The following is a 21,827-nucleotide window of genomic DNA, read 5'->3' on the forward strand; positions in this document are numbered from 1 at the left end:
CGGCTCTCTCGGCTCAGTCGTCTTCGTTGTCGCCGAAGTCGGGACGGACGCCCCGGGCGGCCATGACCTCGTCGTTGGAGGTGCCGGCGGCCACCATCGGCCACACCATGGCGTCCTCGTGGACGATGAAGTCGATCACGACGGTCCGGTCGTTGATGGCGTTGGCCTCGGCGATGACCTTGTCCAGGTCCGCCGGGTCCTCGCAGCGCAGCGCCACGCAGCCCATGGCCTCGGACAGCTTGACGAAGTCCGGGACGCGGGTGCCCTTGCGGGGGGCGGTGGACTCACCGAGCTGGGAGCCGACCGTGTCGTGGCCGGTGTCGTCGGCGTGCAGCACGGTGTTGGAGTAACGCTGGTTGTAGAACAGGGTCTGCCACTGGCGGACCATGCCCAGCGCGCCGTTGTTGATGATCGCGACCTTGATCGGGATGTTGTTCAGCGCACAGGTGACCAGCTCCTGATTGGTCATCTGGAAGCAGCCGTCACCGTCGATCGCCCAGACGGTGCGCTCCGGCGCGCCCACCTTGGCACCCATCGCGGCGGGGACCGCGTAGCCCATCGTGCCGGCGCCGCCGGAGTTCAGCCAGGTGCGGGGCTCCTCGTAGTCGATGAAGTGCGAGGCCCACATCTGGTGCTGGCCGACGCCCGCCGCGAAGACGGTGTGGGCCGGGGCGAGTTCGCCGATGCGCTGGATGACCTGCTGCGGGGAGAGCATGCCGTCGGCGGGGGTCTCGTAGCCCAGCGGGTAGGTCTCGCGCCAGCGGTTGAGGTCCTTCCACCAGGCGGAGTAGTCACCGGCGTTGCCCTCGGTGTGCTCGGCCTGGATCGCCTGGATCAGGTCGGCGATGACCTCGCGGGCGTCGCCCACGATCGGGACGTCGACCTCGCGGTTCTTGCCGATCTCGGCGGGGTCGATGTCCGCGTGGATGACCTTGGCGTAGGGGGCGAAGCTGTCGAGCTTGCCGGTGACGCGGTCGTCGAAGCGGGTGCCGAGGGCGATCAGCAGGTCGGACTTCTGCAGGGCGGTGACGGCGGTGACCGAGCCGTGCATGCCGGGCATGCCGACGTGCAGCGGGTGGCTGTCGGGGAACGAGCCCAGGGCCATCAGGGTGGTGGTGACCGGGACGCCGGACAGCTCGGCGAGGACCTTCAGCTCGGCGGTCGCGCCGGACTTCATCACGCCGCCGCCGACGTACAGGACGGGGCGCTTGGCCTGGCAGATGAGCTTGGCGGCCTCGCGGATCTGCTTGGCGTGCGGCTTGGTGACCGGCCGGTAGCCGGGCAGGTCCAGGCTCGGGGGCCAGGAGAAGGTGGTCTTCGCCTGGAGCGCGTCCTTGGCGATGTCGACGAGGACGGGGCCGGGCCGGCCGGTGGCGGCGATGTGGAACGCCTCGGCGATCGTCTTCGGGATGTCCTCGGCCTTGGTGACCAGGAAGTTGTGCTTGGTGATCGGCATGGTGATGCCGACGATGTCCGCCTCCTGGAAGGCGTCGGTGCCGATCGCCTTGGAGGAGACCTGGCCGGTGATCGCGACGAGCGGGACGGAGTCCATGTGGGCGTCGGCGATCGGGGTGACCAGGTTGGTGGCGCCGGGGCCGGAGGTCGCCATGCAGACGCCCACCTTGCCGGTGGCCTGGGCGTAGCCCGTCGCGGCGTGGCCGGCGCCCTGCTCGTGCCGGACCAGGATGTGGCGGACCTTGGCGCTGTCCATCATCGGGTCGTACGCCGGGAGGATCGCTCCGCCCGGGATGCCGAAAACGGTGTCGCACCCCACTTCTTCGAGCGAGCGGATGAGGGACTGTGCACCCGTGACGTGCTCAACTGCGGCGGGCTGCGCTCCGCCGGAACGGGGCCGCGGCTGCGGATGCTGGGCCCCGGAGGCCTGCTCGGTCATCGGCATTCTCTTCTCGAAGCTGAGGGTTTTACGACGGTTCGAAGGTGTGCCAGTGCAACAAAAAACCCCTCGTGCCGGATGGCAAGCGAGGGGAGCGCGTCGGGTGCACGGAGCGGGGACAGAGAGGTCCCGGCTTCAGCCGACGCGCTTTCCAAGTACGAGAATTCGGGTGCGCATGGCACAGACCCTCCCTCCGGCGGGAGGGGGATGTCAAGTGGGTGGGACGGGCGTCTCATTATGTGAGCCTCTACGGATGGCCATCGAGCCCCCGGACGAACCACCGGCCAAGGCGGGCTGGACCGCCCCGCCCGGTACTGGGAACGTACCGCGCACGAGCGCCCGGCGCAGCCTGTACTCGTCGAGCGGGCCGGAAAACGCCAGTCCCCGGCCGTGGGTGCATCCCATGGCGCGCAGGGCCAGGACCTGCTCGGGCAGGTCAACCCCCTCGGCCACCGACCGCATGCCCAGGTCGTTCGCGATGCGCAGCAGGCCGGCGGTGATCTTGCGGAGGCGGGCGGATTCCACCACGCCTTCGACCAGGCCCCGGTCCAGCTTCAGGATGTCCACGGGCAGCCGCCGCAGCGCGCTGATGGCGGCGTAGCCGCTGCCGAAGCCGTCGAGGGCCACCAGGACGCCGAGGCGGCGCAGGGCGGCGAGGCGCCGCTCCAGCTCGTCGAAGGGGACCCTGGGGTCACTGTCGGCCAGTTCGATCACCAGGGCGCCCGGTGGCAGCCCGTGCCGGCCGAGCAGCGCTTCCACGAAGCCCGGGGACATCGCCCCGTCGGCCGCGCCCGGTGGCGCCCCCGGGTCGAGCAGCCGCTGGGCGCTCGTCCGCACGGCCACCGGGACGTCGTGTCCGGCCCGGTGCCGCTCGGCGGCCTGGCCGACGGCCTGCTCCAGCAGCCAGCGCCCGAGCTCCTCGGCGCGGGCGGGGGCGGCGGCCGCGCCAGCGCCCGCGCCTCCGGGGCCGTCCGGCCGGGAGGGCACCGGGCCGGAGCCCTCCCGGTGCTCGGCGATCCGGAAGAACTCGGCCGGGGTGAAGAGGATCCCGCGGGCGGAGCGCCAGCGGGCCAGCGCCGCCGCGGCCGTGACCTCTCCGGTCTCCAGGGAGACCACGGGCTGGTGCAAGAGGGCGAACTCGCCGTCATGGAGTGCGGTGCGCAGCCGGCCCGCCAGCTCCGCCTTCCGTACGACCTCGGCCTGCATCTGGGGGACGTACAGCTCGACCCGGTCCTTGCCGCCCGCCTTGGCCCGGTACATCGCGAGATCCGCGTTGCGCATCAGGTCCGACGGGGTGATGCCGGGGTCGGCGAAGGCCACGCCGATGCTGGCGGCGACCCGGACCTCGCTGCCGCCGATCCGGTACGGCCGCGAGAGCGTGGTGCGCAGCCGGTCCGCGATCTCGTGGACCTGGTACTCACGGGCGCTGCGGTCGCGGCTGCCGTCGCCCAGGATGAGGGCCGCGAACTCGTCGCCGCCGAGGCGGGCCGCGGTGTCCCCGGCGCGGACGGAGTCCTGGAGCCGGCGCGCGGCCTCGACCAGCAGTTCGTCGCCGGCCTGGTGGCCGATGGAGTCGTTGACCGCCTTGAATCCGTCGAGGTCGATGAAGAGCACGGCGGTGCTGTGGTCCCCGGCGCGCCGGCCGCTGAGCGCCTGGCGGACCCGGCGGGTGAACAGGGCCCGGTTGGGCAGGTCGGTCAGCGGATCGTGCTCGGCGCTGTGCTGGAGCTGTGCCTGGAGGCGGACCCGCTCGGTGACGTCGCGGCTGTTGAGGATGAGGCCGCCCTGGTGCCGGTTGACGGTGGACTCCACGTTGAGCCACTCGCCGCTGCCCGACTTGAACCGGCACTCGATGCGCGTGGTGGGCTCCTCGGCGGGAGGCGAGGCGAGGAAGCGGCGCACCTCGTGGACGACGCGGCCGAGGTCGTGCGGATGGATGAGGCTGGCGAGCTCGGTGCCGACGAGCTGCTCCGCGTCGCGGCCGTACACCCCCGCTGCGGCGGGGCTGACGTAGCGCAGCGTGCCGGTGGGGGCGGCGATCATGATGACGTCGCTGGAGCCCTGGACCAGGGAGCGGAAGTGGTTCTCCTTCTGGGCCAGCTCCTGGGTCAGCGCGATGTTGTCGAGGAGCATGATGCCCTGCCGGATGACGAGGGCGAGCACGACGGTGCAGCCGGTGAGGACGACCACCCGGTCGACCTTCCGGCCGTCGACCACGTTGTACAGGATCCCCAGGGTGCAGACGGCTGCCGCGAGGTAGGGCGTCAGGGCGGGCAGCGAGCCGGTGATGGGGCGGCTGACGGACCGCTCGGTGCGCGCGGGGCCGGGGGTGCCGGGCGCCGCGGGCAGGCGCCGGGCGCCCCAGGGCGCGTACGCGAGGAGCAGCGAGCCGGCGAACCAGCCGGCGTCGAGCAGCTGCCCGGACTGGTAGGCGGCGCTCAGCAGCGGCGAGGTGAACAGGGCGTCGCTGAGCACGGTCAGTGCGAGGGCGGCGATGGCGGTGTTGACGGCGGAGCGGTTGATCTCGGAGCGCCGGAAGTGCAGGACGAGCACCATCGAGACGAGGGCGATGTCGAGCAGCGGGTAGGCGAGGGAGAACGCGGCCTGCGGGACGCTGCCGACGGCGCCGGACTCGGTGGCGGTCCGCGCGGCGTTCGCGAGGGCCAGGCTCCAGGACAGGGTGAGCAGGGAGCCGCCGATGAGCCAGGAGTCGAGCGCGAGGCAGACCCAGCCGGCCCGGGTGACGGGCCTTTTGGCGAGCACGAGCAGGCCGACGATGGCGGGCGGGGCGAAGCACAGGAAGGCGACGTCGGCGAGCGAGGGTTTCGGCATGGGCACGGCGAGGATCACCTCGTACCAGCCCCAGATCGCGTTGCCGCAGGCGCCCATGAGGGAGGAGAAGGCGAACAGCAGCCAGGCGGGGCGCTCGCGGCTGTCGATCGTCCGTGCGTAGGTGTAGCAGGAGACGGCGGCGAGCATCGCGGCCGCGCTGAGCCCGAAGTCGCCCATGATCTCGGCGAGTTCCTCGGAGCCCCAGCCCAGGGCGGCCCCTACGGCGTAGGCGGCGCTGACGGCGGCGAGGAACAGCTGCATCGCCAGGCCCCTGCCCCCGCCCGAGGCGGCCTGCCGGATCGGCAGGGCCGCCCCCTGGGCAGTCACCGCTCCCCCTCGCCGGCTGGTTCCGGCGCACCCCATCGTCGCCCCCGGCGGCTGTGCCGCTTCGGATCCTTCGTCCATTGGCCGTGCATCGCCCGTCGCCCCCCAAAGTGTCCGATCACCCCAGCGCCAGACGTTCGTGGCGCAGCCCCTTGTTCCGGACGATACACCACTTTCGTCACTCAGGGACATAGGTGCTCTACTCTCCGTGACCACATGGGGAGTTGATGCCACTGTGCGCATCCGGACGGATGCGGAGCGTGTCGATCGGTGGGTCAGCCGGTGATCAGGACCGTGTTCTCCAGGGGCTCCCCCGCGGCGAACCGGGTGAGCTGGCGGGCCACCAGTCGCTTGGCCCGCGGCTCGAAGGCCGAGCTGCTGCCGCCGACGTGGGGCGTGATCAGGACGTTCGGAGCATGCCACAGCGGATGGCCGGCGGGCAGCGGTTCCGGGTCGGTGACGTCGAGGGCGGCGCGCAGCCGGCCCGACTGCAGTTCGGCCAGCAGGGCGGGGGTGTCCACGACGGGGCCGCGGGCCACGTTCACGAGCAGGGCGCCGTCCTTCATGCGCCGCAGGAAGTCGGCGCCGACCAGGCCGCGGGTCTCGTCGGTCAGCGGGGTGGAGAGGATCACCACGTCGGCCTGCGGGAGGAGCCGCGGCAGCTCGCCGAGCGCCTCCACCGGACCGCGCACGGTGGTGCGCGCCGAGCGTGCGACCCGTGCGATCCGCGCGCACTCGAAGACCGCGAGCCGGTCCTCGACGGCCGCGCCGATGGACCCGTAGCCGACGATGAGGACGGACTTGTCGGCGAGGGCCTCGTAGAAGCCGGAGAGCCACTGCTCGGCGTCCTGGCCGCGCACCATGCCGGGGATGCCGCGCAGGGAGGCGAGGGCCAGGGTGACCGCCAGCTCGGCGGTGCTCGCCTCGTGGACACCGCGGGCGTTGCACAGCCGGACGCCCGGGCGCAGCAGGTCGAGGCCGCCGAGGACGTGGTCGACGCCGGCGGTGAGGGTCTGCACGACCTCCACGTCGGGCATGGCCGCCAGCGGGCGCAGGGTGACCTCGTCGGACTTCATGTAGGGGGTGACGTAGAAGGCGCAGGCGGCCGGGTCGGCCGGGAAGGTCTCCTCGCCGTCCCAGTGACGGTAGCGGAAGGTGTCGGGGAGTCCTTCGACCTGCTCCGCGGGGAACGGGAGCCACACGTCCGGGGTCTTTGCAGTCATGATCACGAGGCTATGCCAAGGGATCCTGATCAACCCGTTACTTTGATGGCCGGATGTGGAGGGGGACACACGGGTGGAGCGCAGGTCTATCGGGGCGGGGGCGCTGGCGGTGGGCGCCGTCGGGCTCGGGTGCATGCCGATGAGCTGGGCGTACGCGCCCTCGCGACGCCGCGGCGAGGAGTCGGTGGCCACGGTGCACACGGCCCTGGACCTGGGGGCGAGCCTGCTCGACACGGCGGACCTGTACGGGCCCTTCACCAACGAGCTGCTGTTGGGGCGCGTGCTGCGCGAGCGCCGGTCCGAGGCGTTCGTGTCGGCCAAGGTGGGGCTGCGGGCCGGCGAGCAGCACGTGGTGGCCTGCGGGCGGCCCGAGTACCTGCGGCGGGCCTGTGACGCGTCGTTGCGGCGGCTGCGGACGGACGTGATCGACCTCTACCAGCTGCACCGGGTGGACCCGGAGGTCCCGGTGGAGGAGACCTGGGGGGCGATGGCGGAGCTGGTGGCCGCCGGGAAGGTACGGGCGCTGGGGTTCTGCGCGCTGGGTGCGGGAGCCGGGCCGGGAGCGGGGCGGCGGGGGGACCGGGAGTACCGGACGACGCTGCGCCACCTGGAGCGGGTGCAGCAGGTGTTCCCGGTCAGCGCCGTGCAGGCGGAGCTGTCCGTGTGGTCCCCGGAGGCGGCGCGGCAGCTGCTGCCGTGGTGCGCGGCGCGCGGGGTGGGCTTCCTGGCCGCGATGCCGCTGGGCAGCGGGTTCCTGACCGGGACCCTGACTCCCGGGGAGGGCTTCGAGTGGGAGGACGTCCGGGCCCGGCACCCGCGGTTCACGGCGGAGGCGATGGCGACGAACCAGGTGCTGATCGCGGGGCTGCGGCGGGTGGCCCGGCGGCACGGGCCCCCGGTGACGGCGGCGCAGGTGGCACTGGCGTGGGTGCTGGCGCAGGGACCGCAGGTGGTGCCGGTGCCGGGGGCGGACCGGGCGCACTGGGCGGCGGAGAACGTCGCGGCGGCCGGGCTGCGGCTGACGGCGGCGGACCTGGCGGAGATCGCCGGGCTGCCGGCGGCGGTGGGGGCCTGGGACTGAGCCCACTACCACTCGATCGGGTGTACGAGTGGTGGAACTTCGGGGGCCGTGCCGTCTGTTGAGACGGATGACGGGCACGATCGCGGGTGTGGCGGTCGCGGCGGACCGGAGGGGAGCAGGGCGATGCGACAGCGTGTGAAGGACGGACGCGGGCTCGGCCGGGTGTACGGCGGGTCGTACGGCGACGGACCCGGTCGCGGGGCCGGTGGCGGGGCCGGTGGCGGGGTGTTCGGGCGGGGCCGCGGGGTGCCTGGGGGTGCGCTGCTGGCGGGGTGCGCGGTCCTGCTGGCGGCGGGGTGCGCTCCGGCGGGCGGTCCCGGGGCCGCGCCGGGCAGCTCGCCGCCGCGGGCGGCGCCCAGTGCGTCCGGGTCGGGGTCGCCGGGCGGGGCGTCCGGGGCGGCGCAGCGTCCGGTGGCGCCGGCGAAGGGATCGGTGACGGTGACGGGCGAGATCGCCAAGGACCTCGCCTCGCCGTGGGGGGTGGCCGTGCTGCCCGACGGGGACCTGCTGGTCGCCTCGCGGGACAAGGGCGCGATCAGCAGGGTGGCTCCGGGCACGGGGAAGGTGACGCAGATCGGGGAGGTGCCGGGGGTGGACCCCGGCGGTGAGGGAGGCCTGCTGGGCCTCGCGGTGTCCCCGTCGTACGCCTCGGACCGGATGGTGTACGCGTACTTCACCACGGCGTCGGACAACCGGATCGCCCGCATGCGGTACGACGAGCACCGGGACCCCGGGCAGCAACTGGGCGCGCCGGACACCGTGCTGCGCGGCATCCCCAAGGGCGTGTTCCACAACGGCGGCCGGATCGCGTTCGGCCCGGACCGGATGCTGTACGCGGGGACGGGCGAGACGGGTGACCCCGGGCTCGCGCAGGACAAGAAGTCGCTGGGCGGGAAGATCCTGCGGATGACGCCGGACGGGCAGCCGGTGCACGGCAATCCCGAGGCCGACTCGGTCGTCTACTCGTACGGCCACCGCAATGTGCAGGGCCTCGCCTGGGACCAGGACAAGCGGTTGTGGGCCTCCGAGTTCGGCCAGAACACCTGGGACGAGCTGAACCTGATCGAGCCCGGCGGGAACTACGGCTGGCCCGAGGCCGAGGGCAAGGCGGGCAGACCGGGCTTCCGCGATCCGGTGGCGGTGTGGCGGCCCGACGAGGCCTCGCCGAGCGGGATCGCCTGGGCGCAGGGCTCGGTGTGGATGGCCGGACTGAAGGGTGAGCGGCTGTGGCGGATCCCGATGGCGGGGGCGGTTCCGGTGGCCGCGCCCGAGGCCTTCCTGGAGGGGAAGTACGGCCGGCTGCGCTCGGTGATCGCCCTCGGCGGTGACAGGCTGCTGCTGGTCACGAGCGAGACGGACGGGCGCGGATCGCCGCAGCCCGGCGACGACAGGATCCTGACACTGACGGTGCAGTGACGCACGGCCTCCGGGGAGGGGGCGGAAGGCGGGGTGGGCACGGTGTTCAACATGATCGAGGAGCTCTTCAACCCGGGGCGCAGGCACACGGACGAGGAGCGCAAGCGGCTGGAACTGTCGCGGACCGACGTGACCGACGGCGATCCGGGGCGCGGGCCCATAGACCTGGACTCCGGCAAGGTGCTCATACGCGTCGAGGAGGAGCCCCCGCCTCGACCGTGACCGGCCCGAACAGGCGCAGCCGGTGGGCGAGGGCGGCCGCCTCGCCGCGGCCGGCGACACCCAGCTTGGCCAGGATGTTCGAGACGTGCACGCTGGCCGTCTTCGGGGAGATGAACAGCTCCTCGGCGATCCGGCGGTTGCTGTGGCCGGCCGCGACCAGGCGCAGGACGTCGCGTTCGCGGCTGGTCAGGCCCAGTGCCTCGACCGGGTCGGTGTCCGGGGTGGCTTCGGCCGCCGGGGTGTCGGTCCCGGTGAGCGGGAGCCGGGCGCGCTGGGCGAGCAGGGACAGGTCCTCGCGCAGCCGGCGGGCGCCGAGCCGTCCGGCGGTGGCGTAGGCCTCGCGGAGCAGGGCGGCCGCGGGCTCCCGGTCGCCGCCGGTGGCCAGCACCGCCTCGGCGAGCCGGTGGCGGGCGCGGGCCAGCAGGTACGGGCGCTCCAACGGGCGGACGGCCTCCTCGACGCCGGCCCAGTCGGCGACGGTGTCCCGGGTCTCGGCGCGGAGCAGTTCGGCGCGGAGGAACTCGGCGTGCGCGGTCCACACGGGCGCGGGCGCGGCCAGGGTGCGGGCGGCTGCGCGCAGGGCCGCCAGCGCGGGCCCGCGGCCGGCGTCGGCGACAGGAAGCCCTCGGGTGTCCGCCTCGGCGGAGGCGGAGGCGAGCAGCAGCGGCCAGGCGTAGCGGTGCTGTCCGAGCGGGAAGCCGTAGTCGATCGCGGCGGTGGTCTCCGCGCGGACGTCGGCGATGCGCCCCTCCCCCGCGGCGATACCGACGGCGAGGCGGAACAGCGGTATGCGGTGCTGGGGCTGCATGTCGTGGGTTCCGAAGTGGGTGTGGGCCGCGGCGAGTCGCGCGGCCGCCTCGGTGAGTTCGCCGCGTGCGAGGGCGAGGTAGGACAGCCGGGCGGAGGCGGATCCGCGCGGTGCCGCGCTCTGGCCCACGCGCAGGGTGCGTCGGGCGGCTTCGGCGGCCTCGTCCCAGCGGCCGAGGCTGTAGAGGCTCTCCGCCATGTTGCCGCAGAGCCACGCCTCGGTGTCCAGCAGGCGTGGCTTCCTGACCAGGTCGGCCCCCTGTTCGGCCAGTTCCACGGCCTCGCGGGAACGGCCCATCCCTTCCAGCTGAGAGGAGAGGTTGATATGTGCACGTCCCATCAGCATGCCGAGGCCGAGTCGGGCGGCGCGTTCCTTGACCGCGTGCATCTCGGCGAGGCCTCGGTCGGGGTCTCCGGAGTCGGTGAGCAGGGCCCCGACGGTGATCCGGGCGTTGAGCTCGATCTCCTCGGCCCCGATCATGCGGGCGTAGGCGACGGCGCGTTCGGCGGCGTCGAGGTTGTCGGGGCCGGGGCTGTGGAGCATGCCCCAGCCCGCGGCCCGGACCAGGACTTCGGCGTGCACCTGGGACGGGGGCAGCCCCTTGACGAGCTCCTGGGCCTTGGCGAGTTCCGCCCAGCCGTCGCCGCGGGCCAGGCTGGAGACCAGCCGGGAGCGCTCGGTCCAGAACCAGGCGGCGCGCAGCGGGTCCGGGTCCTCCTCCAGCAGCCGCAGCGCCGTCTTGGTGATCTTCAGGGCGCGTTCGCGTTCGCCGCCGAAGCGGGCGGCGACGGCGGCCTCGGCGAGCAGGTCGAGCCGTCGGAGCGGGGTGGTCGCCGGGTCGCAGCCGCAGGGCGGGTAGACCTCGGTGTAGTCGGCGGGGCGGAGGTTCTCGCGGACCTCCTCCGGGGCGCTCTCCCAGAGGTCGAGGGCCCGCTCCAGCAGCCGCAGCTGCTCGGAGTAGGCGTGCCGGCGGCGGGCGGCGACCGAGGCGGCGAGCACGGCGGGCAGGGCCCGGGCGGGGTCGTTGGCGTAGTACCAGTAGCTGGCGAGCCGGATGACCCGCTCCTCGGCGCGGATCAGCGTGTCGTCGGCTTCCAGGGCCTCGGCGTAGCGCCGGTTCACACGGGCGCGCTCGCCGGGCAGCAGGTCGTCGCTGACGGCCTCGCGGACCAGCGAGTGCCGGAAGCGGTAGCCGTCCCCGTCGGTGCTGGCGAGGAGGATGTTGGCGCCGACGGCGGCCCTCAGGGCCTCGATGAGCTCGTCCTCACTGAGCCCGGCAACGGCGAGCAGCAGGGCGTATTCCACGGTGGAGCCGCCCTCGGCGACGGTGCGGACCATGCGCTGGGCATCGTCGGGCAGCACCTCGACGCGAACGAGCAGCAGGTCGCGCAGGGACTCGGTCAGGCCGGCCGGGCAGGCGCTGCCCCGGCAGGCGACGAGTTCCTCGACGAAGAAGGCGTTGCCGTCGGAGCGGTCGAACACCGAGTCCACGAAGGCCTCGTCGGGTTCCTGGGCGAGGATCCCGGCGAGTTGGCGGCGCACCTCGGCCCGGTTGAAGCGGGCCAGTTCGATGCGCTGGACGGTGCGCAGCCGGTCCAGTTCGGCGAGCAGGGGGCGCAGCGGGTGGCGCCGGTGGACGTCGTCCGCCCGGTAGGTGGCGACGAGGACCAGGCGGCCGCTGGTGAGCGTGCGGAAGAGGTAGGAGAGCAGGTGCCGGGTGGAGGTGTCGGCCCAGTGCAGGTCCTCCAGGACGAGGACGAGGGTGCGGTCGGCGGCGAGCCGCTCCAGCATGCGGGCCGTCAACTCGAAGAGCCGGGCGGTGCTTTCCTCGTCGTGGGGGCCGCGGGGGGTGTCGCCGAGTTCTGGCAGGATCCGGGCGAGTTCGTCCTCCTGGCCGGCGGCTGCTGCCGCCAACTCCCCGGGCAGCAGGCGGTGCAGGGTCCGCAGGGCCGTGGAGAACGGGGCGAAGGGAAGTCCCTCCGCCCCGATCTCGACGCACCCTCCGACGGCGACCACGGCGCCACTGCGGGCCGCCTCGCCGAGGAACTCCTCGGTGAGGCGGGTCTTGCCGACTCCGGCCTCTCCCCCGATGAGCAGCGCCTGGGGCTCCCGGCCGGCGGCGCGCCCCAATGCGTCGGTGAGGACGGCCAGTTCGTCGGCGCGGCCGACGAACACCGGGCTGACGGTTCTGCTCTCCACGCCGCCGAGCATCGCACAGGACTCCCGGCCGGCGGCACCCGATATCGCCGCGCCGCCCCCACCGTGCCGGCCGTCGTGGAGCTCCGCGCCGGTCATGCGGCGCGGGTGAAGCGGTTCCGGTTCCCCCTCACCGGCCCTTCGGGGTCCTGGCTGCGGGAGGAGGCGCGGTTCGCTTCCCTGGCCTCGCGGATCCGCCGGTACCGGTCGGCCTCGCGGATCAGGTCGGCGCTGCGGGCGGCGGCCATCTCGTACTCGAACATCTCGTTCCCCCTGGTGGCTTCTGCGGACACGTCGTCCGGTGTGATCCGAGCTTCGCGTCCCAGGGGGTGCCGGCGCATCGGGCGCATGCCGCATCTGCGGGGGCGGGGGGTCCTTAGGGCGGCGGCGGGGGGCCTCATGCAGCGCCGGGGCCCGCTCGGGCCGGGGGCCGGGCCGGGTGTGCGCGGGCGGGGAGGGCCCGGGTCAGGCGGCGGGGGCCGGGGGCCACTCGTGGGCGAGGACCGCCCAGACCTCGGTGTCCTGGCGGACCCCGCGGTGGGGTTGGTTCTGCCGCAGGACGCCCTCGCGGGTCATCCCGAGCCGTTCGGCGACGGCGAGGCTCTTCTTGTTGGCGGCGGAGGCGTACCACTCGGCGCGGTGCATGCCGCGCTCGTGGAAGGCCCAGTCGAGCAGGATGCGGCAGGCCTTGGTCACCAGGCCCCGACCGGCGGCGGCCGGCTCCAGCCAGCAGCCGACCTCGCAGGTGCCGGACCGGGTGTCGAAGGTGCGGAACAGCACGCCTCCGACGAGGGTGCCCGCGACCCGGATGCCGTAGATGCGTCCGCCGTCGGCGGCCGTCTTCTGCGCGTAGGTGGTCAGGAACCCGCGCGCCGATTCGGAGTCGGTGACGACGTCGGCCAGGACGATGTGCTCCCCGATGTACTCCCGGCCGCGGTCCATGTGGGACAGGAACTCCTCGGCGTGCCAGGGCTCCAGGGGGAACAGGTGGGCGTCGTCGGCGAGGGCTATCGAGAACATGCGGCTACGTCCTTGGGTCTCGTGCGGCGGGTTGCCGGATCACCGGGAGGGTGCGGCGGGAGCGGCGCCGTCCTCGCTCGTGGCGGCTTCGGTGCCGGTGCGCTGCGCCGGAAGTGTCGCATGCGGGAGGGAGTCCGGCGGCTCGATGCTGATCTTGGGCAGCCGGCGGTCCAGCCAGGCGGGCAGCCACCAGTTGGCGCCGCCGAGCAGGTGCATCAGCGCGGGCACGAGGAGGGTGCGCAGGACGAACGCGTCGAGTGCCACGGCCGCGGCGAGCGCGATGCCGAACATCGCGATGATCCGGTCCCCGCTGAGCACAAAGGCCAGGAACACGGAGATCATGATCACGGCGGCCGAGTTGATGACCCGACTGGTCTCGGCGAGGCCGACGCGGACGGCCCGCCGGTTGTCGCCGGTCTCCAGCCACTCCTCGTACATCCGGCTGACCAGGAAGACCTGGTAGTCCATGGAGAGCCCGAAGAGGACCGACACCATGATCACCGGCAGGAAGGGCTCGATGGGGCCGGCGCTGCCCAGGCCCATGGGCTCGCTCCCCCAGCCCCACTGGAAGACGGCGACGACGACGCCGAAGGAGGAGGCGACCGCGGCGACGTTCATGGCCGCGGCCTTGAGGGGTATGCCGATGGACCGGAAGGCCAGCAGGAGCAGGACGCAGCCGAGGGCGATGACCACTCCGACGAAGAGCGGCAGCTTGCCGACGATGACGTCGGCGAAGTCGTCGTAGCCGGCGGTCACACCGCCGACGTGGACCTTCATGGTGCTGCCGCGCGCGGCGCGCGGGATGACCTCCTCGCGCAGGTCGGCGACGAGGTCGCTGGTGGCCCGGGACTGCGGGGCCGAGTCGGGTACGACCGTCACGAAGGCGGTGTCGCCGCTGCGGTTGAAGACCGCGGGCCCGGCGGAGGCGACGCCGTCGGCCGAGCGGAGCGATGCGGCCAGGTTCTCCACGGCGAGCCGGTCGCCGGCCCCGTCGAGCCGGGCGACGACCGTGAGCGGGCCGTTCACACCGGGTCCGAAGCCGTCGGCGAGGAGGTCGTAGGCCTGCCGGGTGGTGGAGGTGCGCGGGTTGTTGCCCTGGTCGGAGGTGCCCAGGTGGAGCGAGAGGGTGGGCAGCGCCAGCCCGGCCATGACCAGGGCGGCCACCAGACCGAGGAGCTTGGGGTGCCGTTCGACGAAGGCGGACCAGCGGGCGGCGAAGCCGGTGGGCAGCTCGGGCTGCGGGCCGTGCTCGGCGAGCTTGCGGCGCTCGCGGCGCGAGAGGGCGCGCATGCCGATGTACGACAGCAGGGCGGGCAGCAGCGTCACCGACGCGGTGACGGTGAGGACCACGGTGAGGGAGGCGGCTATCGCGACGCCGTTCAGGAAGTTCAGTCGCAGGACCAGCATGCCGAGCAGGGCGATGCAGACGGTCGCGCCGGCGAAGACGACGGCCCGGCCGGTGGTGGCGACCGCCTGCTCGGCCGCCTCGTGGACGGCGAGGCCCCGTTTGAGGGCCTTGCGGTGCCGGGTGACGATGAACAGCGCGTAGTCGATGCCGACGCCGAGTCCGACGAGGGTGCCGAGCATCGGGGCGAAGTCGGCGACCGCCATGGCGTGCCCGAGCAGGGTGATGCCGAAGTAGGCGGTGCCGACGCTGACCAGGGCGGTCGCGATGGGCAGGGTGCTCGCTGCGAGGGAGCCGAAGGCGAGGAAGAGGACGAGGGCGGCGACGGCCACGCCGATGACCTCGGCGAGGTGGGCGGTGGGCGCCTCGGTCAGGCCGACGGCCCGGCCGCCGAGTTCGACCCGGAGGCCGTCCGCCTCGGTGGCCGGGTTCTTGGCGGCGTCGACCACGGCCTTCGCCTGTGCCTTGGGTACGGAGTCGGCGGGCAGGTCGAAGGTCACCACGGCGTACGCGGTGCGCCCGTCGGCGCTGATCCGGGCCGCGCTGTCGGGGCCGTGGCCGTACGGGCCGGCGACCGATCCGACGCCGGGCAGTTCGGCGATGGCGGCGAGGGCCCGGGTCATGCGTTGCTCGACACCGGGGGTGCGGGCCGTCTGGTGCTCCGGCGTCCGCCAGACCACGGTGTCGGTGTCACCGCCCTGGCCGGGGAAGCCCTGGCGCAGCAGGGCGTGGGCGCGGCTGGACTCGGTGCCGGGGACCTCGTAGTCGTTGGAGAACGCCGTTCCGGCGGTGACGGCTGCGGTGGCGGTCCCGCCGAGGGCGAGCAGCCAGATCAGGACGGCCGCCAGTCGGTGCCGCATGCACCACCGTGCGATTGCTGCCAAGGGACGTGCTCCCTGAGGGTTCGGTTCTTGACCGGGAGGCCGCCCGACGCAAGGAACGCCGGAACTCGTGAAGGCACGGCCGAGGGCCCGGGAGGGTCGCTCCGGGCTGGGGCCGAGATGGTCTGCGACGCCACGATCGCAGCGTTTCGTGATCGTTGGCCCGTTTCGTGTGCATCGTCACAACGGCGGACGGCAGCGCGCCGGCGGGTGGAGGCCCCGTCAGACGGCGGGCGGGCCGGCCGGTTCGTCGACGCGGTAGCCGGGGACGGAGGGCCAGCGGACCGTGAGGACCACCGACTCCTCCTCCGCGTACCAGGAGTGGTCGACGCCCCGGCCCCAGACCACGTAGTCCCCCTGCTCGTCGAGGACGACGCTGCGGCCCGGGAAGTCCATCCGGAAGCGGCCGCTGATGAGGACCAGGAGGGCGGTGCGCTCCTCCCCGGCCGTCCACCGGGCCCGCTCGTCGCCCTTGGGGTGGACGCCCCACTTGATCTCCACGTCCTTGCTGTGGCGCGGGTCGGCGGGGTCCTTGAAGTGGCCGAGGAGCCAGCCGCGGTCGGCGGCGGCGTCGGGGGTGGCCTTGCCGGTGTGGATGTAAACGTCGGTCACGGGGTGAGGCTAATGCAGTTGCGCGGGCCCCCAGGCCGGTGGTCGGCTGCCGCCATGGCGATGGATCATGACGAACTGGTGCGGGTGCGGTCGGAGTACGACCGGGAGCTGCGGCGTGACGCGGCGCCGGACACGGCGGCGGCCCGGGTGGAGCGGGCGGGTGCCGTGGTGCGCCAGACCACACCCGGGGAGGGCTGGAACGGGGTGCTCTGGTCGGACCTCGCCGAGGACACCGCGGATGCGGAGATCGCGGCGCAGGTGGCGTACTTCGAGGGCCTCGGCTCCGGGTTCGAGTGGAAGCTGTACGACCACGACCGGCCGGCGGACCTCGCCGAGCGGCTGCGGGCGGCGGGCTTCGTGCCGGAGCCGGCCGAGACCGTGCTGGTGGGTCGGGCGCAGGAGCTGGCCGCGCTGCCGGTCGAGCCGCCGGAGGGGATCACCCTGCGCGCGGTGGAGGACGAGGCCGGGGTGGAGCTGATGATGGACGTCCACGCGAAGGCCTTCGGCACGCACCGGCCCCGCATCCGGCAGCTGCTGCTCACGCTGCTGCGCGACGAGCCGGAGACGGTGGCGGCGGTGGTGGCGATGGCCGGGGACACTCCGGTCAGCGCGGCCCGGATGGAGATGCGCCCGGGCTGCTCGTTCGCCGGCCTGTGGGGCGGCGGCACCCTTCCCGAGTGGCGGGGCAAGGGCCTGTACCGCCTGCTGGTCGCCCACCGGGCCCGGATCGCCGCCGAGCGGGGGATCCGCTACCTCCACGTGGACGCGTCCGACGACAGCCGCCCGATCCTGCAGCGCCTGGGCTTCGATGCGCTGGGCCGCACCGTCCCGTACGCATGGGAGCCCGGACGGGACGCAGGGCCCGTATAACCGCGGCCCAACCCGCAACCCGGGACGCCTTCCCCCCTGGACGCCCTTCCCCCTGGACGCCCTTCCCCCGGGCGCCCTTCCCCGCGGGCCCGCAAAGCGAAAGGATCACTGCATGGAACGCACCGACCCTCCTCTGACCGGCGGCGAGCGGGAGACCCTGCGCGCCTACCTCGACTACCACCGCGCCACCCTCGCCCGGAAGTGCGAGGGGCTGACGGACGAGGAGCTGCGCCGCCCCTCGATGCCGCCGTCCACGTTGTCCCTGCTGGGCCTGGTCCGGCACATGGCCGAGGTGGAGCGCCACTGGTTCCGGCGCACCCTGGCCGGCGAGGACCTCCCCCACCTCTGGTCCGACCGGCACGACTTCCAGGCCGCGTACGACGCCGCCGGCGCCACCCGCGAAGAGGCCTTCGCCGCCTGGGAGGCCGAGATCGGGCACGCCCGGCGCATCGAGGTCGCCGCGGAGTCCCTCGACATGACGGCGTACGTGGCGAGCTGGCGGGAGGAGGCCTCGCTGCGCCTGGTGATGCTGCACCTGATCCACGAGTACGCCCGCCACAACGGCCACGCGGACTTCCTGCGGGAGGCCATCGACGGGGTCACCGGCGCCTGACGCCCCCGCCCGGTCGGCCCCACACCCCCCACCCCCTATAGTTAGGGCAGCCTAACCTAATCATTTGGGGAAGAGTGTGAGCCTGTGACCGACGCGGACGACTTCGAGCTGTACCGGGACGACTGGGGCATCCCGCACCTGCGCGCCCCCGACGCCCTCCGCCTGGCCTACGCCCAGGGCCGCGCCACCGCCCTGGACCGGGCCTGGCAGCTGGAGGTCGAACGGCACCGCTCCCAGGGCTCCAGCGCCGCGTTCCTCGGCCCGGAGTCCGTCGCCTGGGACCGGTTCGCCCGGCAGAGCCGCCTCGACGACACGGCCCGCCGCTGCCACGAGGCACTGGACCCGCAGACCGCGGCCTGGGTCGGGGCGTACGTCGACGGCGTCAACGACGGCCTGGCCGCCGGCGCCGCCCGCGACGAGCGCTTCGCCCGCACCGGCCACACCCCGGCGCCCTGGGAGCCGTGGGTCCCGCTCGGCATCTGGATCGCCACGCACATCCTGTTCGCCGGTTTCGCCACCAAGCTGTGGCGCGAGCGCGCGGCCCGCGCCCTCGGGCCGGAGGCCACCACCCTGTTCGCCACCGACGGCCCCGGCACCGCCGGCAGCAACGGCTGGCTCGTCCCCGGCGACCGCACCGCCACCGGCGCCGCGATCATCGCGGGCGACCCGCACCGCTTCATCGAGGACCCGGGCGTCTACCAGCAGATACGCCTGTCCTGCCCCGAGTACGACGTCCTCGGCCTCGCCGTCCCGGGCATCCCCGGCCTGGCCCACTTCGGCCACACCGGCAGCGCCGCCTGGGCGATCACCAACGCCATGGCCGACTACCAGGACCTGTACGTCGAGCAGCTGCGCACCGCCGCGGACGGCGTGTCCGTGGAGGCCCTGGGCCCCGACGGCGCCTGGGAGCCGGTCCACCGGCACACCGAGACCATCGCGGTCGCCGGGGCCGAGCCCGTCGAGGTGGAGGTCCTGGAGACCGCCCGCGGCCCGGTGGTCACCCGCGAGGAGACCGCGGACCAGACGCTCTCCCTGCGCTACCCGCCCCGCGTCCGCCGCGACCTGGGCTTCGCGGTCCTGCCGGCCCTGCTGCGGGCCCGTACCGTCGCCGACATCGACCGGGCCCTCGACGGCTGGGCCGAGCCCGTCAACGTCGTCCACGCCGCCGACACCGAGGGCGGCCTGCTGCACCGCGTCGCCGGCGCGGTCCCGCTGCGCGACCCGGCCAACCGGCTGCGCCCCGTGCCCGCGTGGGACGCCCGGCACGCCTGGCGGGGCTGGGCCGAGACCCCGGCCGAGCCGGTGCAGGGCTTCGCCGTCATGGCGAACGCGCGCGGCATCGCCTCGCCGCTGGGCGTGGAGTTCGCGCCGCCGCACCGCGCCGACCGGATCCGTGCGCTGCTGTCCGGCTCGGCGGACTGGTCCCCCGGCGCGATGGCGGACGTACACCGGGACACCCACCTGGCCTCGGCCGAGCCGCTGCTGGCCCTGCTGCCCGGGCTGGAGGGGCTGTCGCCGGCCGCGCAGGCGCTGCGCACCCGGCTGCTGGCCTGGGACCGGCACATGGAGGCGCAGAGCACGGACGCGACGGTCTTCTCCGCGCTGCGGACGGCCACCGTGCGCCGTCTCGCCGCCGACCCCGCCCTCGCCGCCCTGGCGGGCGCACCGACCGGCCCCGAGGTGTTCCACCCCTGGCTGTACCTGGTGCCGCGGGTCGGTTACGCCCTCGAAGGGCTGCTGGCCACGGACCTGCTGCCGGACCTGGACCGGGTGGGGCACGTACGGGCCGCGCTGGAGGAGACGGCCGCGGCCGGCGCCCCCGACGTCCCGTGGTCGCAGGTGCACCGCCTCGTCCCCTGGTCGGCGCTCCCGGACCCGGACGCCGAGTGGCCGGGCCTCGGCGGCGACCACGACTGCGTGAACGCCACCTCCTCCGTCCCCGGCTTCACCGATCTGACCGCCCGGGCGTCCGCGGCCCGCTACGTCTGGGACCTCGGCCGCCGCGAGGACAGCCTGTGGGCGGTCCCGCTCGGCGCGGACGGCGTCGCCGGCGCCCCCCACCACCGCGACCAGCTCCCGCTGTGGGCGCGGTGCGAGCTCGCCCCCGTCGTCACCGACTGGGCCCGCCTGACCCGGGAGTCCGTGTGACCGGCCCCGCCGCCGGGGCGCGGCAGCCCGTGTTCACCCGTGCCGTCGAGGGCTTCGGCACGGTGACCCTGTCCCCGGTCGACCCGGCCGCCGACGCCGCGCTGATCCACAGCTGGGTGAGACAGGAGCGAGCCCGCTTCTGGGGCATGACCGGGGCGGGCCCGGACCTGGTCCGGGAGATCTACGAGGACGTCGACCGGCGCACCACGCACCACGCGTTCCTCGCCCGCCGCGACGGGGTGCCCGTCGGGCTCTTCCAGACGTACGAGTGCGCCGCGGACCGGGTCTCCGAGTGCTACGAGGCCCAGCCCGGCGACACCGGTGTGCACGTGCTGCTCGCCCCGGCCGGGGCCGGCGCCGGGGCGGAGCACGGCTTCAGCGCGGTGCTGATCGGACTCTTCCTGGCGTTCGTGCGCTCGGACGGCTCCACGCGCCGGATCGTCGCGGAGCCGGACGCCCGCAACACCAAGGCGATCGCCCGACTGGAGCGCAGCGGCTTCACCCTCGGCCCGGAGGTCGAGCTGCCGGAGATCGACCTGCCCGAGGTCCACCTCCCGGCGAAGCGGGCCCGACTGGCCTTCCTCACCGGGCCCCTGCCGGAAAGCCGGTGACCAGGACCGGTCCGCCGGTCCGACCCGGCCGGTGACCGCCCGCGCGGGCGGAACGCCGAACGGCCCGCCCCCCTCGCGGGGTGCGGGCCGTTCGGCGTTCGTGAGCTGCGGGAGCCGGTAAGCCGCCCGGGCGGCCCGGCAGCCGGGCGGCTCCTACTCGGAGACGCCCAGCTTCTCCAGGATGAGCTCCTTGACGCGGGCCGCGTCGGCCTGGCCGCGGGTGGCCTTCATGACCGCGCCGACCAGGGCGCCGACGGCGGCGACCTTGCCGCCGCGGATCTTGTCGGCGATGGCCGCGTTGCCGGCGATGGCCTCGTCCACGGCGGTGCCGAGCGCGCCCTCGTCGGAGACGACCTTCAGGCCGCGCTTCTCGACGACCTCGTCCGGGGTGCCCTCGCCGGCGAGGACGCCCTCGATGACCTGGCGGGCCAGCTTGTCGTTGAGCGAGCCGTCCGCGACCAGGGCCGCCACCCGGGCCACCTGGGCCGGGGTGATCGGCAGCTCGTCGACGACGACGCCCTGCTCGTTGGCGTTGCGGGCCAGCTCGCCCATCCACCACTTGCGGGCCGCGGTCGAGTCGGCGCCCTCCTCGATGGTGGCGACGATGGAGTCCACCGCGCCCGCGTTGAGGATCGACTGCATGTCGTGCTCGCTCACACCCCACTCCTCGCGGAGGCGGTTGCGGCGCACGCGCGGCATCTCGGGCAGGGCCGCGCGCAGCTCCTCGACCCACGCGCGGGCCGGGGCCACGGGGACGAGGTCGGGCTCCGGGAAGTACCGGTAGTCCTCGGCGTTGTCCTTGATGCGGCCGGAGGTGGTGGAGCCGTCCTCCTCGTGGAAGTGACGGGTCTCCTGCACGATCGTGCCGCCGGAGGACAGCACGGCCGCGTGGCGCTGGATCTCGAAGCGCGCCGCGCGCTCGACGGAGCGCAGCGAGTTGACGTTCTTCGTCTCCGAGCGGGTGCCGAACTCCTTCGTCCCGTTCGGGCGCAGCGACAGGTTCACGTCGCAGCGCATCTGGCCCTTGTCCATCCGGGCCTCGGAGACGCCGAGGGCCTTGATGACCTCGCGGAGCTCGGCCACGTACGCCTTGGCGACCTCGGGGGCCCGCTCGCCCGCGCCCTCGATGGGCTTGGTGACGATCTCGATGAGCGGGATGCCGGCGCGGTTGTAGTCCAGCAGGGAGTGGGAGGCGCCGTGGATACGGCCGGTGGCACCGCCGACGTGCAGCGACTTGCCGGTGTCCTCCTCCATGTGGGCGCGCTCGATCTCCACGCGGAAGACCTCGCCGTCCTCCAGCTGGACGTCCAGGTAGCCGTTGAAGGCGATGGGCTCGTCGTACTGGGAGGTCTGGAAGTTCTTCGGCATGTCCGGATAGAAGTAGTTCTTCCGGGCGAAGCGGCACCACTCGGCGATCTCGCAGTTCAGGGCGAGACCGATCTTGATCGCGGACTCGACGCCGGTCGCGTTGACGACCGGGAGCGAGCCGGGCAGGCCGAGACAGGTGGGGCAGGTCTGCGAGTTGGGCTCGGCGCCCAGCTCGGTGGAGCAGCCGCAGAACATCTTGGTCCTGGTGCCGAGCTCGACATGGACCTCCAGGCCCATGACGGGGTCGTACGACGCGAGGGCGTCCTCGTACGACAGCAGTTCGGTGACGGTCACAGTGAAACT

Annotated in this window: 16 protein-coding genes; 7 read left to right on the forward strand and 9 right to left on the reverse strand. The window is 73.7% G+C overall.

All coding sequences use genetic code 11. The features are described 5' to 3' along the window. Positions 1 to 13: 13 nt before the first annotated feature. The 3 genes from ACZ4VL_RS15040 to ACZ4VL_RS15050 form a co-directional block, all read right to left on the reverse strand. The gene (locus tag ACZ4VL_RS15040; RefSeq protein WP_468199763.1) at positions 14 to 1,900 is read right to left on the reverse strand and encodes an acetolactate synthase large subunit; all 1,887 of its coding nucleotides are present in this window, start codon (positions 1,898 to 1,900) and stop codon (positions 14 to 16) included. Between the two features lie 204 nt (positions 1,901 to 2,104). Beyond that, entirely contained in the window at positions 2,105 to 5,053 is a 2,949-nt protein-coding gene (locus ACZ4VL_RS15045; RefSeq protein WP_468199765.1) for a putative bifunctional diguanylate cyclase/phosphodiesterase, read from the reverse strand. A gap of 272 nt (positions 5,054 to 5,325) precedes the next feature. Then, the gene (locus ACZ4VL_RS15050; protein WP_468199766.1) at positions 5,326 to 6,273 is read right to left on the reverse strand and encodes a 2-hydroxyacid dehydrogenase; all 948 of its coding nucleotides are present in this window, start codon (positions 6,271 to 6,273) and stop codon (positions 5,326 to 5,328) included. A 73-nt stretch (positions 6,274 to 6,346) separates the two neighbouring features. Here ACZ4VL_RS15050 and ACZ4VL_RS15055 point away from each other — a divergent pair, with 73 nt between their 5' ends. The 3 genes from ACZ4VL_RS15055 to ACZ4VL_RS15065 all read left to right on the forward strand — a co-directional run bounded on the left by ACZ4VL_RS15055 (position 6,347) and on the right by ACZ4VL_RS15065 (position 8,992). Further along, a complete protein-coding gene (locus ACZ4VL_RS15055; protein WP_468199767.1) occupies positions 6,347 to 7,354 on the forward strand; it encodes an aldo/keto reductase in 1,008 nt (335 codons plus the stop codon). Between the two features lie 123 nt (positions 7,355 to 7,477). Then, positions 7,478 to 8,770 (forward strand): PQQ-dependent sugar dehydrogenase, encoded by a 1,293-nt coding sequence (locus tag ACZ4VL_RS15060; protein ID WP_468199768.1) that lies wholly within the window; start codon positions 7,478 to 7,480, stop codon positions 8,768 to 8,770. Positions 8,771 to 8,821: 51 nt separating this feature from the next. Next, the gene (locus ACZ4VL_RS15065; RefSeq protein ID WP_468199769.1) at positions 8,822 to 8,992 is read left to right on the forward strand and encodes a DUF6191 domain-containing protein; all 171 of its coding nucleotides are present in this window, start codon (positions 8,822 to 8,824) and stop codon (positions 8,990 to 8,992) included. On the opposite strand, the gene ACZ4VL_RS15070 is transcribed toward ACZ4VL_RS15065, so the two are convergent. The 5 genes from ACZ4VL_RS15070 to ACZ4VL_RS15090 all read right to left on the reverse strand — a co-directional run bounded on the left by ACZ4VL_RS15070 (position 8,955) and on the right by ACZ4VL_RS15090 (position 15,914). Next, positions 8,955 to 12,011, reverse strand: a complete 3,057-nt coding sequence (locus ACZ4VL_RS15070) for a helix-turn-helix transcriptional regulator (RefSeq protein ID WP_468199860.1) — start codon at positions 12,009 to 12,011, stop codon at positions 8,955 to 8,957. The genes ACZ4VL_RS15065 and ACZ4VL_RS15070 overlap by 38 nt on opposite strands. 80 nt (positions 12,012 to 12,091) lie before the next feature. Further along, positions 12,092 to 12,289 carry a hypothetical protein gene (locus ACZ4VL_RS15075; protein ID WP_468199770.1) on the reverse strand — a complete coding sequence of 66 codons (198 nt, stop codon included), beginning with the start codon at positions 12,287 to 12,289 and terminating at the stop codon, positions 12,092 to 12,094. Between the two features lie 172 nt (positions 12,290 to 12,461). Continuing rightward, positions 12,462 to 13,016 carry a GNAT family N-acetyltransferase gene (locus tag ACZ4VL_RS15080; RefSeq protein ID WP_468199771.1) on the reverse strand — a complete coding sequence of 185 codons (555 nt, stop codon included), beginning with the start codon at positions 13,014 to 13,016 and terminating at the stop codon, positions 12,462 to 12,464. A gap of 39 nt (positions 13,017 to 13,055) precedes the next feature. Then, positions 13,056 to 15,305 (reverse strand): MMPL family transporter, encoded by a 2,250-nt coding sequence (locus ACZ4VL_RS15085; RefSeq protein ID WP_468199772.1) that lies wholly within the window; start codon positions 15,303 to 15,305, stop codon positions 13,056 to 13,058. Positions 15,306 to 15,524: 219 nt separating this feature from the next. Further along, positions 15,525 to 15,914: a cupin domain-containing protein gene (locus ACZ4VL_RS15090; protein ID WP_468199773.1), complete on the reverse strand. Its 390-nt coding sequence runs from the start codon at positions 15,912 to 15,914 to the stop codon at positions 15,525 to 15,527. Positions 15,915 to 15,974: 60 nt separating this feature from the next. Between ACZ4VL_RS15090 and ACZ4VL_RS15095 the strand changes: the two genes are divergently transcribed. The 4 genes from ACZ4VL_RS15095 to ACZ4VL_RS15110 all read left to right on the forward strand — a co-directional run bounded on the left by ACZ4VL_RS15095 (position 15,975) and on the right by ACZ4VL_RS15110 (position 20,156). Beyond that, positions 15,975 to 16,784, forward strand: coding sequence for a GNAT family N-acetyltransferase (locus tag ACZ4VL_RS15095; protein ID WP_468199862.1), 810 nt, complete (start codon positions 15,975 to 15,977; stop codon positions 16,782 to 16,784). Between the two features lie 112 nt (positions 16,785 to 16,896). After that, complete coding sequence (locus ACZ4VL_RS15100) at positions 16,897 to 17,397, forward strand: DinB family protein (protein ID WP_468199775.1); 501 nt, start codon at positions 16,897 to 16,899, stop codon at positions 17,395 to 17,397. Positions 17,398 to 17,481: 84 nt separating this feature from the next. Further along, positions 17,482 to 19,545 carry a penicillin acylase family protein gene (locus tag ACZ4VL_RS15105; protein ID WP_468199776.1) on the forward strand — a complete coding sequence of 688 codons (2,064 nt, stop codon included), beginning with the start codon at positions 17,482 to 17,484 and terminating at the stop codon, positions 19,543 to 19,545. Then, positions 19,542 to 20,156, forward strand: a complete 615-nt coding sequence (locus tag ACZ4VL_RS15110; protein WP_468199777.1) for a GNAT family N-acetyltransferase — start codon at positions 19,542 to 19,544, stop codon at positions 20,154 to 20,156. The genes ACZ4VL_RS15105 and ACZ4VL_RS15110 overlap by 4 nt, the downstream gene beginning before the upstream one ends. A 153-nt stretch (positions 20,157 to 20,309) precedes the next feature. Here ACZ4VL_RS15110 and gatB read toward each other — a convergent pair whose 3' ends face one another. Next, the gene (gene gatB / locus ACZ4VL_RS15115; RefSeq protein ID WP_468199863.1) at positions 20,310 to 21,761 is read right to left on the reverse strand and encodes an Asp-tRNA(Asn)/Glu-tRNA(Gln) amidotransferase subunit GatB; all 1,452 of its coding nucleotides are present in this window, start codon (positions 21,759 to 21,761) and stop codon (positions 20,310 to 20,312) included. Positions 21,762 to 21,827 lie beyond the last annotated feature (66 nt).

Source organism: Streptomyces sp. NPDC029014 (genome assembly GCF_055564695.1).

Coding starts and splice junctions, on each gene's coding strand:
- ACZ4VL_RS15095 (WP_468199862.1), top strand. CDS start 15,975: ATGGATCATGACGAACTGGTGCGGGTGCGGTCGGAGTACGACCGGGAG.
- ACZ4VL_RS15100 (WP_468199775.1), top strand. CDS start 16,897: ATGGAACGCACCGACCCTCCTCTGACCGGCGGCGAGCGGGAGACCCTG.
- ACZ4VL_RS15050 (WP_468199766.1), bottom strand. CDS start 6,273: ATGACTGCAAAGACCCCGGACGTGTGGCTCCCGTTCCCCGCGGAGCAG.
- ACZ4VL_RS15070 (WP_468199860.1), bottom strand. CDS start 12,011: ATGCTCGGCGGCGTGGAGAGCAGAACCGTCAGCCCGGTGTTCGTCGGC.
- ACZ4VL_RS15065 (WP_468199769.1), top strand. CDS start 8,822: ATGATCGAGGAGCTCTTCAACCCGGGGCGCAGGCACACGGACGAGGAG.
- ACZ4VL_RS15060 (WP_468199768.1), top strand. CDS start 7,478: ATGCGACAGCGTGTGAAGGACGGACGCGGGCTCGGCCGGGTGTACGGC.
- ACZ4VL_RS15040 (WP_468199763.1), bottom strand. CDS start 1,900: ATGCCGATGACCGAGCAGGCCTCCGGGGCCCAGCATCCGCAGCCGCGG.
- gatB (WP_468199863.1), bottom strand. CDS start 21,761: ATGGGCCTGGAGGTCCATGTCGAGCTCGGCACCAGGACCAAGATGTTC.
- ACZ4VL_RS15080 (WP_468199771.1), bottom strand. CDS start 13,016: ATGTTCTCGATAGCCCTCGCCGACGACGCCCACCTGTTCCCCCTGGAG.